The organism is Streptomyces sp. NBC_01363, assembly GCF_026340595.1.
GTDB lineage: Bacteria > Actinomycetota > Actinomycetes > Streptomycetales > Streptomycetaceae > Streptomyces.
In genome coordinates this window covers 437,606-451,834 of the sequence record NZ_JAPEPF010000002.1, presented here as the reverse complement: position 1 = coordinate 451,834, position 14,229 = coordinate 437,606, and the positions used below count along the sequence as shown (strand labels likewise).

Genomic DNA, 14,229 nt, shown 5'->3' with positions numbered 1-14,229 from the left:
ACCGGCCCCGGCGCTGCGGAGCGCGCTGGCGAGACGGGTGTGCCATTCCGTTCCGAGGATTCGGGCAGCCTCGCACGGTTGCCGGCCGCGGCGGAAGTTGCCGATGCCGTGGACGCCCACGATGGCGTGTGTCACGAATCCTCCGGGGTGGTGGTGCCATCAGGTCCGCGCGTGCGGCGTGTCACAGATCGGGGCAAGGCGCGCGTCAGGAAGACAACGTCCGGACCGAGCCCAACAACCAATCGATCTCCGGTTCCCATCCCGAGTGCACGACAGGGAGCGGGCAGGGGAATACGGTCAATGCATTCCCCCGTGCTCAGATCCCACACCCGCACGGTGTGATCGTGGGATCCGGTGACGGCGACGGGGCGCCCGTCCAGATCCGCGCACGCCACCGCGTTCACCCAGTCGGTGTGGCCGGTGAGGGGTTCACCGACCGGGCAGCCGGTAGCCAGATCCCACACCCGCACAGTGCGATCCTGGGATCCGGTGACGGCGACGGGGCGCCCGTCCAAGACCGTGCACGCCACCGCCCATACGTTGTCGGTGTGGCCGGTGGGAGGTTCGCCGATCGGGCGGCCGGTGGCCAGGTCCCATACCCGCACGGTGTGATCGTCGGATCCGGTGACGGCGACGGGGCGCCCGTCCAAGACCGTGCACGCCACCGCGCTCACGCCGTGGGTGTGGCCGGTGAGCGGTTCACCGACCGGGCGGCCGGTGGCCAGGTCCCATACCCGCACGGTGTGATCGTCGGATCCGGTGACGGCGACGGGGCGCCCGTCCAAGACCGTGCACGCCACCGCGCTCACGCCGTGGGTGTGGCCGGTGAGCGGTTCACCGACCGGGCAGCCGGTAGCCAGATCCCACACCCGCACGGTTTCGTCCCGACCTCCGGTGACGGCGACGGGGCGCCCGTCCAAGACCGTGCACGCCACCGCGCTCACGCCGTGGGTGTGGCCGGTGAGCGGTTCACCGACCGGGCAGCCGGTAGCCAGATCCCACACCCGCACGGTTTCGTCCCGACCTCCGGTGACGGCGACGGGGCGCCCGTCCAAGACCGCGCACGCCACCGCGCTCACGCCGTGGGTGTGGCCGGTGAGCGGTTCACCGACCGGGCAGCCGGTAACCAGATCCCACACCCGCACAGTGTGATCATCGGATCCGGTGACGGCAACGGGGCGCCCGTCCAAGACCGCGCACGCCACCGCGCTCACGCCGTGGGTGTGGCCGGTGAGCGGTTCACCGACCGGGCGGCCGGTAACCAGATCCCACACCCGCACAGTGTGATCATCGGATCCGGTGACGGCAACGGGGCGCCCGTCCAAGACCGCGCACGCCACCGTGTACACGTCGTCGGTGTGGCCGGTGAGCGGTTCACCGACCGGGCAGCCGGTAGCCAGATCCCACACCCGCACGGTTTCGTCCCGACCTCCGGTGACGGCGACGGGGCGCCCGTCCAAGACCGTGCACGCCACCGTGAGTACCGTTTCGGTGTGGCCGGTGGGGGGGTCGCCGATCTGGCGGCCGGCGGTCAGATCCCACACCCGCACAGCGTAGTCTCCGCCTCCGGTGACAGCGATGGGGTGCCCGTCCAGGACCGTGCACGCCACCGAATGTGCGGCGCTGCCCAAACGCCGAGGGTAGTTGGTGCGTGCGGTGAGGGGTTCGCCGATCGGACGACCGGTGACCAGGTCCCACACCTGCACGGTGGTGCTTCCGTCCCAGGTGGTGACTGTGACTGCGACCAGGCGTCCCTCCAGGACCGTGTACGCCAAGTAGGTGTGGCCGGTGGGGGGTTTGCCGATCGGGCGGCCGGTGTTCAGGTCCCACACCCGCGCGGCGTCATCGGCTCCGGTGACGGCGACGGGACGCCCGTCCAAGACCGTGCACGCCACCGCGTTCACGGGGCGGATGTGGCCGGGGAGGGGGTCGCCGAGCTGACCGCCGGTGTTCAGGTCCCACACCCGCACGGCGTCGTCGGCTCCGGTGACGGCGACGGCGCGACCGTTCAAGACCGTGCACGCCACCGCGCTCACGTCGTCGGTGTGGCCGGTGAGGGGTTCGCCGACCGGGCGGTCGGTGCTCAGGTCCCACACCCGCACGGCGTCGTCGGCTCCGGTGACGGCGACGGGACGCCCGTCCAAGACCGTGCACGCCACCGTGAGTACCGTTTCGGTGTGGCCGGTGAGGGGTTCGCCAACCTGCTGTCCGGTGGTCAGGTCCCACACCCGCACGGTGCAGTCTTGGTCTCCGGTGACGGCGATGGGCTGCCCGTCCAGGACAGTGCACGCCACCGCGTGCACCCTGTCGGTGTGGCCGGTGAGGGGTTCGCCGATCTGGCGGCCAGTAGCCAGATCCCACACCCGCACAGTGTGATCTTCGGATCCGGTGACGGCGACAGGGCGTCCGTCCAGGACCGTGCACGCCACCGCGTTCACGTCGTCGGTGTGGCCGGTGAGGGGTTTGCCAATCGGGTGGCCGGTGGCCAGGTCCCACACCCGCACAGTCGTATCGTTGACTTCAGTACTGTGGATGGAATCTCCGGATCCGGTGACGGCGACGGGACGCCCGTCCAAGACCGTGCACGCCACCGCGTTCACGTCGTCGGTGTGGCCGGTGAAAGGTTTACCGATCTGGCGGCCGGTAGTCAGGTCCCACACCCGCACAGTGCGATCGTCGGATCCGGTGACGGCGACGGCGCGCCCGTCCACGACCGTGCACGCCACCGCGCTCACGCCGCCGGTGTGGCCGGTGAGGGGTTCACCGACCAGGCGGCCGGTAACCAGATCCCACACCCGCACGGTTTCGTCCTGGCCTCCGGTGACGGCGACGGGGCGCCCGTCCACGACCGTGCACGCCACCGCGTTCACCCAGTGGGTGTGGCCGGTGAGGGGTTCGCCCATTGGGCGGCCGGTGGTCAGGTCCCACACTTGCACAGTGTGATCGTAGTCTCCGGTGACGGCGATGGGGCGTCCGTCCAGGACCGTGCACGCCACCGCGCTCACCCAGGCGGTGTGGGTGAGGGTGTCGCGGCAGGCGCGGGCGAGGCCTCCGCCTGTTGCTGAGACGGGTGTCCACGTGCCCGCCTCAGCCCCCTCCACTAGGGCGGAAGTAAGGGTCTTGGCGCCGTAGCGTGCCGCGTCCAGCGCGAGGAGTCGGCGGCGGGTGGCGTGGTCGGTGTTGCGGTGTTCACCGATGGAGGTGCGGTAGACGGCGCGGGAGAGCAGTGCCTGGTCGGTGTGGGCGCGGGGGAATGCGGTGAGGAGTGCGTCCGGGGTGCCGTGGACCAGGAACTCGGTGTCGGTGAGGAGTTCGTCCAGGCGGCCGGCGGCCTGGGCATGGGCCGGGGCGTGGCGCAGGAAGTAGGGGGGTGCGGTGTCCCAGGTGCGGCGGGTGCCGTCGTGCGTGGTGTGGGTGGCCAGCAGGTGGGTGAGGACGTCGCCGGGTGTGGGCGTGGTGGGGGCGGGTGTGGGTGGGTTGAGGTGATCGATCAGGGCTTGGTGGAAGAGGCGGTAGAGCAGAGTGCCGTCGTAGTCGGGGGTGGTGCGCAGGTAGAACAGGACCTCGGGCAGCAGGTCCCGGCGGGCGTGTTGGAGGTCGAGGTCGGTGAACAGGCCCGCAAGGGGCAGGGCGATTTCCAGGGGCATGCCCTGGCCCTGGGCCAGGGCGATCGCCGTAAGGATGGCGCGCAGCTGCTGTCCGTGGGGGTGGGTGTCCAGGTCCAGGTCGAGGACCTGGGGCAGCGTCGTGGGCGCCGAGTGGCCCAGCGCTGCGGCCGCTTCGACACTGCCCGGGGCGGGAACGCGCTCCAGATAGCGGGCGAAGATCCCGGCCACCAGGAACGCGCCCCACATCGCGGGTTCACCCGGGCGCGGGGCGAGCCGGTCGGCGACGGCGTGGGCGAGACGGTCGCGGATCGCGCGCATGCGGGCCGGGTCGTAGGTCTTCATCATCATGAGGCGGCCGGTGAGGTGGTCCGCCAGGTCGCCACGGACCTCGTCGGGGTCGGCGTCGTCCAGATCGATCAGGCCGTCACCGACCCGTGCGAGGTCGAGCAGCGCAGCAAACTGCGGCCACGGGCGTGTACCCACCGCCAGGCGCACCACCGGCTGGCCGTCGCTGCGCACGGCGCGAGCCAGGCGGACCAGTTCCGTGCAGGTCCTATCTGGTTCGGATGCTTCGTCCAGGGCGTCCACGATCACCGCCGGCACCTCGCCGGTGTCGGGAAGCAGGTTCACGAGTGCGGTGGCATTGTCTGCTTCCGCCGCGGGGCCGAGACGCAGTTGGCGGGCGATGGTGGTGAGCACCTCGCTGGTGGTGCGGTCGCGGGCGTGGACCGCGGCCAGCCGGTCGTGGAGCGAGGGGCACCCCTGCGAATCACGTGACAACAACCGCTCCCGCACATGCGGCGCCACCCGTTTCAGTTCCGGATGTGCCGCACACACGAGCGCGCCCAGCAACGCGGACTTGCCCACCCCGGGATTGCCCGTGACCACCCGAAGGCCGCCCTTCTCGACGTCGTCCAGCCACTGCGCGAGTGCACGCAATTGGGAACGTCGGCCGACGAACTGATCCCTGGCCTTGTCGGCGAAGTGTCGCTTGTCCTGCTGGCCGAGGAAGACCCGCAGCGCCGGATCGACCTCGGCCAGCCTCGCCTCGGCCGGGTCGAAGGCACCGTTGGGGAAGAACGGGAGGGCCGGCTCGTCCACGGCCAGTACCATCGCCGTGCTCTGCACGCTCTGCGCCATCCCTGGCATCTGCGCGACACGGTGCGCAACTTGCCGTGCCACCTTTTGAAACTGCACGTGCGACCGCGCCGGGTCGGTGTCCAGCCCGGTGTTGGCGACCTCCTCCAGCACCTGGGCCAACGCGATGCTGAACCGTCCGTCGTAGGCGTCCTCGCCGCCGCTGGACGCGGCGAGCACCCACGCGTTCACCGGCGCGTGGGACCGGTGCACCAAATATGGAAGCTCCGTCACAAGGCCGGACCGGCACAGGTCGAGCAGGAACAATGTCGGCTTCTCCGACTCCTGCGCGTTCTCCACCCAGTGCGTAGCGTTCGTTTTGGACCCGTACCGCGCATCCGCGGGCACCACGTCCAAACGATGCGGGCTACTCTCTCCGCCTGGCTTCCCGTGGGAAGTCACGTAGACAACCCGCACAGACCCGATCGCGTCGAACACGGCAGCCCCCAACGCGTCCGCGCCGACGTCCCGGTGCACATCGGTCGTATACCCCAACCGGCTCAGCGCCGCCGCGACCGGCGGCACGACCTCGTCCACGAACGGCAGATCCGGCCAACTCGACTCCCCGACCCGAGTTTCACCCTCCGACGGATCCGCATCGAAACGCCCGATGCCAACCAACACTGCACGCCCCACGGTCACCCACGCCCCCTCCTGAAGCATTTGCAGTCTGCCAGGAATCGACCGGCCACACCCACCGAACGAGAGCCGAACCCCAGCGCGCTGGATCAGTTCCCGAAGCCATGGGATGACTTCGGGCGCCGCTTCGGCTGACGGACGGGCCAGCGCACACGAGGAGGAGCTCCTGGGACAGACGTTCAGGCGGCCTGACCAAGGCCGGCAGCGGGCAGATCCTGGTCGCGCAGCGGGGTGAAGTCGACGTCGAGTTTCGGGTCGTACGCCTCGGGCTGGATACCGAGCTCGTGTGTTGAGTACTCGCCGAACCGGTTGACGTGCTCGGTCAGGTACGGCGAGATGTGGGCCAAGTCCTCCGGGTCGATCTCCCATCCCTCTTCCAGCAGCTGGCGGACGATCTCCGCGATGTCCAGGGCGTTGTGGAAGATCACCGCGTTCGTGAGCAGCGCGTTGAATTTCATCGCCTTCTCCTGCTCGATGGGGTCGTTGTCGGCGATGACGCCGCGGTTGCCGAAGCCGATCCACTGGGAGAACCGGTTGAACGACTCGACCTTGTTGGTCGCCGCGGTCACCCGCCGGCGCAGCGGCGCGTCCGAGAGGTAGCGCAGCAGCTGCACTGTGCGGATCACGCGGCCGACCTCGCGGAAGGCGGCGTAGGTGGCGTTCTTCCGCGACCCCGAGCGCAGGCGCTTGAGCAGTGTGGAGGAGGAGATGGTGCCCTCGCGCACGGAGACGGCCACGCGCATCAGGTGGCGGAACTGGGACTCGATCAGGCCCCAGTCGATGACGTGCTTGCCCGGCTCGCCGAACAGGGCGTCGATGTGCACGTACTCCGTGGTCTTGGAGGGCCGGTAGAAGGTCAGTTCCTTCCAGTTCCTGATCCTGGGCATCAAGTCGAAGCCCAGCAGGTGGGCGAGCGCAAAGACAGGGAGACTCTGGCCTTGGGTATCCGCGTGCACGGTGGTCGGCTGCACCTCGCTGGTGTTCTTCAGCAGGCCCTCGATGATGTAGACGGCCTCCCACACCCCGCACGGGATGAAGTGCGTGAACAGCGCGATGTACGTGTCCGAGACGTGGTGGTAGGCGATCCCGCCGGGCTTGCCGTACCGGACGCTCGTTTCGGAGAGCAGGTTGTCGAGGTACGTATCCATGTGGGTGCCGTCCGCAGCGGCGGCGGTCCCGTCGCCCCACGCCTGTGAGATGTCGAGGCGGGCGTGCGCGTTCACCAGGTCGGCGATCGCCTCGTTCAGCAGCACGATCGAGAAGTGCTTGTTAGCGACGTACGACAGCTCGTGCCCGCTCACGCCGGGGATGTGCCGGGCGGCTTCGTAGGGGCCCATGTTGGTGCCCTTGACGAACGTGACGATCACGTAGCGGCCCAAGGGGTCGGTGAGCTTGGGCTCGTTGCCCGACGGGGGCCGAAGCGGCGCCACCACTCCACCCAGTACGCGGTCCGGGCCACGATCCCCATCAGGGAACGCTCCGGCATCCTCGCCTTGATCTCCTGCTCCAGCCGCTTCGCCGAGGGCCGCTGACCGTCCGCCCTGAACGCCTTCAACGACGGGATGCCCGTCTCCGGATCGATGACCAGCCCGTCGTTCTCCGGGTACCCGGCATCCGCCGCAGCGGCAGCGTTTCGCAGCTTGTCCTCCAGCTGCCTGCGGAAGAACGTCGCGTCAAACTGGGCGCTCTCGCCCGCCTCGGCGAGTCCGACCTCCACCAGGTAGGACCCCAGCGTCTCCTGAACGACGTCCCAGGCCAGCAGCTGCTCGGACCAGTCGGCGTACTCCTCCGAGCCGACCACCGCGACGTCGCCGGTGCGCAGTTCCTCGGCGAGGGCGGTGAAGACCATCGCCTCGAAGTGCTTCCGGACGAACTGCCCGGTCCGGGTCTTGTCGACCACCGCCTTGCGCCAGTTCTGGGTGGCGAAGGAGATGCCGACCTCCTTGCCCTCCTCGTTGAAGGCGGTGATGTACTCGCCGCGGGCCGCCTGGTGCCGCTGGGCATGTGCGAGGGCGTCCAGCACCCGGCTGTCCTCGCTGGTCGCGGTGAACTTCAGCCTGCCGTTGTCGGCCAGGTCGAACATCACCGCCCGGTCCCGGCCGATCTGCCCGTACAGCAGCACTTCCCAGAAGTTGCCGTGATGGGCGGAGACCTTCTCGATCTGCTCGTACTGCTTCGCGAACCCGCCGAAGCCGTCCACCGCGCGGGTGACCGCGCCGAGCCCGCCGGCCTGCACCACCTGGGCCTTCACCAGGGCGAGGACCGCCGGGGAGACTCTGCCCTCCAGCCGCGTCGCGACCTCGTCCACCGACGCCTCCTCGTCCAGGCCCTCCAGGGCCTGGCGGACCTCGGCGGTCATGGCCGCGGCCTTCGTGAGTGCCTCCTGGGCCGGGCCGCCCTCGTCGATGTGCTTGAGCACCGTGCGGTAGTTCCCGATCAGAGCCTCGACGATTTCCCGCTCGGCGAGCCGGATCTCCTCCAGCTCCGCCTTGGCCTTCTTGATCTTCGTCGCCACTCGCTTGCAGAACATCGTCGCCAGGTCGTCCCGCACCCGCATCCTCGCCTTGTGCGTCAGGGCCGCAACCAGCGCGATGCGCTTGACGGGCACGAAGTCCCGCAGCTCCGAGGCGTCCGCCGCATCCGCCTCCCCGGCGAAGTCGGTGACCTTCCCCGCGGCGACACCCTCCATCCACACGTCGGTGTCGCCGAGCTCGTCCAGCCATTCCAGACGCTTGGTCAGATTCTTGAAGTGCGACCAGGTCGGGCCCTTGGCGGGCTTCTTCAGCCGGTTGAACAGCGTCGTCCCGTCGCTGTCACGCTCATCCAGCAGCCGCATGAGCCCCACCCGCTGAGCAGCGCTCATGCGGTCGTGGATGCCCGTACAGATCGAGGCGTTCACCTCGGTGCGGATCTTCGAGGCCATCTTGTCGAAGGTCGAGAACCCCGGCAGCTCCAGCCCGGCCTCCACCACCTTCTCCAGCGCGATGTTGATGAGGTCCGCCGGGCGGTTCTTCGCCGCGGCTTCCTTGCGGATCGCGTGCTCGACGATCTGCCGGGCCTTGGCCTGGTCGTACGTTACGCCGGCCTGCTTGCGGACCAGGCCCCGGTGATGCTTGGCGGTCCGCTCCGCCCGGTACACCGGCAGCGTGCCCTCCGGCAGCTCTACCGCCCGCCGGACGAAGTCCACCACCATCTCCGGGACGTCCTCCAGCGCCGGGAAACACCCCCATACGCCGGTACGACTTCAGCATCAGCAGCGCCAGCAGATGCTCATCGCAGTCCGTGGCATCGGACGCCCACTCCAGCTCATCGCGGCTCGGGGAGAAGAAAAGATGCAGCTCATGCGCGGTGATCAGCCGCTTGAACCGCGGATACGCGGTCCGTTCAATCGATGTCACAACCCACCCCAGGCCCCAGACGATGCTCAACATCACCACCAACGACACTGAGCCGAATGGGTGACGGCCGACGGGCGCTCAGGGCTTCAAGATCATCCCCTTGCCCCTTTGGCGCGTATCTCGGTCACACCCCTATGTGCCAAAGGCGGACATGCGCGGAGCCAGGCTCCCGGGCCTGGGCCCACGTACATACGGCGACCGAGCGGGCTCAGCTCCGAAGCCAGGACGCCGGGAGTACGCCATGTAGATCATGGATCCCGTTCTGGACGCAGCCCACGGCAAAGGTTGCCCAGTCGCGCGTGTGCTCGGTCAGGGATCGGTCGCTGGTCATGTGACGCAGGGCCGCCAGGGTTTCTGGACTGGCGGTGAGGTCGACCATGAGGAGGCTGGTGGCTGCTTTATACCGGTAGTTGTCCGCGACGCTCTCGTCGCGGATGAGGTGACGCAGCACACGCCGGGCTTCATCCAAGCCACCCGCGGCGGCCAGCTCCCGGGTCGCCTGCAGAGCCAGACCTGGTGCGATCCGGCTCTCGCGCACCAGCTCATGGAGGACTTCGCCCGATGGGTGGGCCATAAAATTGCTGTGGCGCATCAGGAAGTGAGCCGCGGTGACGCGGACCTGCGGCTCTTCAGCCGCCGAGCGGGCGATGCGGGTGAGCAAACGCGACGATCGTGGTGCGCTGATCCACCCCCATGCATAGAGTTCTGCGGCCATTGCGGCGCGGTCGATGCCGGCCCGGCGTTGTGTTTGACGTTCCCAGATACTCTGCGCCGCACGATGGAGATCGGGCCCCCATTCGGACACCCTCCGCAGGGTCGTGAGCCGTTGCGCGTCAGTGTCTGCCGGCCCTGCGTGCAGGTGCTCAAGGTCGTGCACCAGACGGCGACGGACATTGGGCCCCAGCGCCACCAGCAGGGCGAGGGCCTCATGGCGGATCGCGGCCGGCAATGTGACGTCGTCCAGGGTGGTGAGGAGCAGCGTGGTCGCTGACCGACATCCCCGGGGATCGAGGGTGCGCAGGGTCTCCGCCAGGGTGACGCGTTCCGCCGGAGAGGCGAGGATGGTCAGTTCCTGGATGATCGCATGCGCTTGGTCGGCTGCGCGTTCACGGCCCTCGCCGCGTGGTAGGAGTTCCACCGCCGTGCGTCGGTGCTCAGGCGCTACGGAGGCATCCCGCCCGAGGTCCAGCAGGTATTCGGTGGCCGTGTCGAAGGCTGTGTAGTGGATCAGTAGCCGGCACAGCTCCAGGACATCCTGCGGATCGTGGGTTGCTTCGATTACCTCGCGTACCAGTCGGGTCACCGGCGAGACGGTGTGTGGCAGCCGCCTCAGCAGCCGGACTGCGGCGCACCACTGAGCCACGTCGAGAGGGTTGCGCACTGTCGATGCCAGGAAGCGGATTGCCGTGGGAACGTTCGCGGTGTCCAGGGCCAGTAGGGCCTGGACGGTGCCGCGGGGTTCGGCAGACCTGGCGGCGAGCAGATGGGTTGCGAACAGGTCGCTCCCCATGGCGCGCGCGGTTTGTGCGTAAGCGGTCGCGAGCCGGAGTTGCGGGTCGCGGAGGGTGAGACAAATCGCGTCGATCACGGGCTCGGCGATGACCGGGTCGACGGCACGCTTGGTGCCCTCGGCTGCGATGCGCAGCAACTGCAGCGGTGCCACGGCGGCGGACGCCCGGCTGAGGATCCTGTGCGCAAGCAGGTCGTAGGCGATCCGGGACACGCCAGGTGACCCGTGGATGAGGGCCGCAGCGAGGGCATGGATCCGGCCGTGCGTGGCGGCATTGATGACCTCGTCGACCTGGACGAACCCGTCAGCCATAACCGCAATGTGGGACTCCGGGTGCGCGCACAGCCAGCGGGCAACAGCGTCCCACTGCTGGTCGGTCACGTTGAGCCCTGAAGGGCCGCGCTGCTGGGTCGAATCCTGCGGGGGCTCGTCCCGAGACGGCTGATTTTCCAGGTCTCCCGCCGGATCGGTTGCGTGGAGACCGGGCTGAGCGAACACCTCCCACAGCGCGGTGTAGATCGCCTCTGCCGTCACCGCAGGATCCAAAGGTCCCGTCGGCGGCAGCCCCAGGGCCGCCCGCACTTGCGGGTACAGGACGTGCCCCCGCGGGTCGGCGTTCCCGTCGAGCGGCCCAGCGGACACGGCCTGAGGCGACGTGATGCCGTAGTCCTGCAGCAGGTCGAGATCCTGCAGAATCCTCGGCTCGTACTCGAGGGCCGGGTCGTTCCCGAAAGGAACGTCGATGGACCACAGTTCTCTGTTGGCTTGCGGCACCAACGTGGAATGGGCCCACGGCCCCAAGCTGCTGACGCCCATGCTGCGGCTGCGTCTGGGGTCGTCTGGGGCGATGTGAGAAGGCGTCGCCGTATCGATCTCTTCGACAAGTTTCGCTGCCCGGCTCCGGACGTCGGACAGGACCCAGTCGTGTTCACGGGATATGCGCGCGAGGCCGGCTCGCGCTGCCGAACGCGCCTCGGCGCCGAGGTCCATGAGCATCTCTGCCGCGCGCAAGCGCTGCATGCCAGCCAGGGCGCGCTCGTCCACGATCGCAACGAGGGCACGCACCGCTTCGCCCGTTGCGGCGTCCGCGCGCAGCAGGGCGCGAATGGCGGCGTCGCGGAGGTCCAAGGGGTAGCGCGCGGCGTCGAGCAGATCCACCAGGACCTCGACGACGGCAGCGGGCGCAATGCGAATCGCATCAAGTACCCGCAGCAGCTGACCGGGCCCCGCGGCCCTGGCCCGCGCGCACCAGTAGCTGAGTGTCTCGGCCAGCGCTTCGTGGTGTGCTGCCGTGCTGGGTACGCCTTCGAAGATCAGACGGGCAGCGAGTTCACGAGCCTGGTCGTCGCCGGTGAGCAACCAGTCCAGCAACTCGCCCGTGTCGGAGAGCAGCGCGCGATGGAGCACGGTTTCGTGGTCTTGACGGCGTCCACCGGTCAGTGCGGCGCGCAGCGTGTGCCACCACGTGGGGTCGTCGGCATCGAACCGGGCGGGCAGCCGCCGCGCCGCGCCGGCCGCCGCCAGATGCTCGGCGAAACTGCGGTGCACGAACGTCAGGGCCGTGCCGTCGTGGGCGACCAGTCCGGTCGAGGTGAGGACGGCAGCGACGACGTCCGGCCAGTCAGTGGGCTGGGGATAGGGCTGGGAGCCCGCCGCACGAAGCCATTCCAGCGCGGCGGGCAGGATCTGCGCACCGTTCAGCCAGGCCTGTGCGCAGTGCTCGAGCAGGTCGATCCGACCGGTGACCAGGTGTTGCATGACCTGATCTGCCTCGGCCCAGCCGGACAGCCGTGCGCGTAGATCGACGGTGAGTTGCTCCAGTCGTGATTCGTACAGGTGCGACACGAAGCGCTGGTAGAGCGCGAACGCGGTCTGCGGCAGCGGCTGTCCGGCCCGTTCGTCGAAGACGATGGCCGCGACCGTCGCCAGCAGGGGGACGGACACCACCTCCTCCAACCGGGCTGCGGTGATCTGTCGTAGGAAGTCCTCGGCGCGGTCGGGTTGGTCTCGAAACCACCGGTGCACGAAGTCGCGGCGTTGGCCGCGCTCGAACGGCTCGATCTCGCAGCGGCCGAGATCGTCTTGGGCTTCCCAGCGGGCATGCTCGCGTGCGGCCAGTGGACGCGTGGTGAGCAGCAGCCGGTGCTTGGAGGGGACGTCCATAAACCGCCGCAGCCGGTCGGACAACTCCGCTCGCGCGGAGGCGTTCTCCACCTCGTCGAGGCCGTCGATGATGATCAGCCACTCCAGTGCGCCGGCCGGGGCGGCGCACAGGTTGGCGCCGATATCGACGTGGAGGCGGGAGGAGATGGCAGCGCGGGCGGCGGCGGACACCGCCGCGCTGAGCTCCTCCTCGGGGCGGCCAGCAAGGTCCCTGGCCGACACTCGGATCGGGACCAGTTGTGTCGCACCGCTGCCGCGCCGGCCCGAAATGCGCACGAGCTGGGCAGCCAACTGCTGGGTGAGCGTGGACTTTCCCGTCCCTGGCGGTCCCACGATCAGAACATGCCGGAAGCGGGCGAGGAAGTCCTCCACTGTGTGCGGCGGGCGTTCGTCCTCGGCCTGGGCGGCCTCCTGCATGCTGTGCGAGCGGCCTTGGGGAGGGTCTTCGGCGGCGAGCTGCTGGCGCACGTAGACCTGGGTGAGGTCGTCCCGGTGATGCCCCACAGACCGGTAGGGGAAGGATCCCGCCGCCTGCCGCTGCGCCTTCAGCAGCGTCCGGATGTCCGCGTCAAGGCGTCCACGAGGGTCTAGGGTTCCGAGGAGGCGTTCGCGAAGTACATCGCCACGGATTCCGTAACTCTGCCGAATCGGCACGGCCGTGGTCATGCTGCTGTACGGGACGCGTTCGTGCGCGCTGACCATGAGACCGACCACCGCGGCGCGCTGGCGGTCCCACAACGGGGTCCCGCTGTAGCCGGGCTGGACGGCGAAACCCGTCGGCGGCGCTTCGAGGACCAGCCACTCCCCTGCGGCCCCGTTGGCGCGCAGACGTACCACGGTGCGGGGGTCTGCGTTGCCGCGCCAGGCCCACAGCTCGTCGCCAAAGTCCGGGGCTGTCAACGGGACGGGACGCAGCTCGGCCGGCAACGGTGCCGCGGATTGGAGTTCAGCGAGGTCGCCCGCCCAGCGTCCGTCGCGTCCTGGCACCGGGGGCCCGCTCGGCTCCGTCAGGCCGGTGGCCGGCCACCATCGGCTGACCCGCGCCGTGACCTGAGCAGCGGGAACGGCCGGAAAGGACAAGGTCACCTCGGCTGGGCCCGGGGGCTGCGCAGTGAACTCGTCCCGGCCCAGTGCCAGGTTGATGACGTGGGCGCATGACAAGAGGGTCGCGCGGTCCGGATCCCCACAGTGGGCATAGACGCCACCGCCGACGACCCGCCCGTCGCTCGCCAGCACGGTGACGAACGCGCCCCACAGCGGGTCATCGGCCTCCATCACCACCGGGCTGTCCGAACGCCCATCAGCTCTGCGGCTCCCCGGCTGCGGTGGGCGGCTCGCCGGGCTGCAACGCACCTTCCGGTGGCACGGTTTGGCCTGGGGCCCGGGTGGTGTTCCACGTAGCGGTCACGGTGAAACTGGCTTCGCCACCGCTGACCACCGCCATCTTCAGCCCCGCAGTGAGCTTCACTCCGAACTCGATGGACAGCTCGTCCGGGGCATGCGGCATTTCCCGCGCTCGGGCATGAATACCCGACAGAAGCGGCGCGAGCGGCGCGAAAGCATCGTGCAGCATCCGCCCCGACCGCTGGATCACACGGGAACCCGCACCGACCGGCCCGACGGGCACGTCGTCTTCCCACTGGGTGTCTCCGGGACGGTCCGGATCACTCCCCTCGACAGGAGTGATCTGAACCAGCGCGGAGGTGCCGTCCTCGAACTCGAAATCCACAAAGCGGGACACAGCCCCTCCCCCGTCATACCGATCAAACAATCC

General features: G+C 69.1%; 5 protein-coding genes and 1 pseudogene. All 6 read right to left on the bottom strand.

Annotated features, from left to right (window positions below):
* Window positions 1–131: 131 nt before the first annotated feature.
* Window positions 132–5,045: a WD40 repeat domain-containing protein gene (locus OG611_RS30105; RefSeq protein WP_266427294.1), complete on the bottom strand. Its 4,914-nt coding sequence runs from the start codon at window positions 5,043–5,045 to the stop codon at window positions 132–134.
* Between the two features lie 518 nt (window positions 5,046–5,563).
* Entirely contained in the window at window positions 5,564–6,817 is a 1,254-nt protein-coding gene (locus tag OG611_RS30100) for a transposase (protein WP_266427291.1), read from the bottom strand.
* Window positions 6,748–8,577 (bottom strand): DUF4158 domain-containing protein, encoded by a 1,830-nt coding sequence (locus OG611_RS30095; RefSeq protein ID WP_266427288.1) that lies wholly within the window; start codon window positions 8,575–8,577, stop codon window positions 6,748–6,750. The genes OG611_RS30100 and OG611_RS30095 overlap by 70 nt, the downstream gene beginning before the upstream one ends.
* 94 nt (window positions 8,578–8,671) lie before the next feature.
* A pseudogene (locus tag OG611_RS30090) lies at window positions 8,672–8,815 on the bottom strand (hypothetical protein); the annotation flags it as partial.
* Between the two features lie 175 nt (window positions 8,816–8,990).
* Window positions 8,991–13,730, bottom strand: coding sequence for an NACHT domain-containing protein (locus OG611_RS30085; RefSeq protein WP_266427285.1), 4,740 nt, complete (start codon window positions 13,728–13,730; stop codon window positions 8,991–8,993).
* A 25-nt stretch (window positions 13,731–13,755) separates the two neighbouring features.
* Complete coding sequence (locus OG611_RS30080; protein WP_266427282.1) at window positions 13,756–14,196, bottom strand: CU044_2847 family protein; 441 nt, start codon at window positions 14,194–14,196, stop codon at window positions 13,756–13,758.
* Window positions 14,197–14,229: the final 33 nt, after the last annotated feature.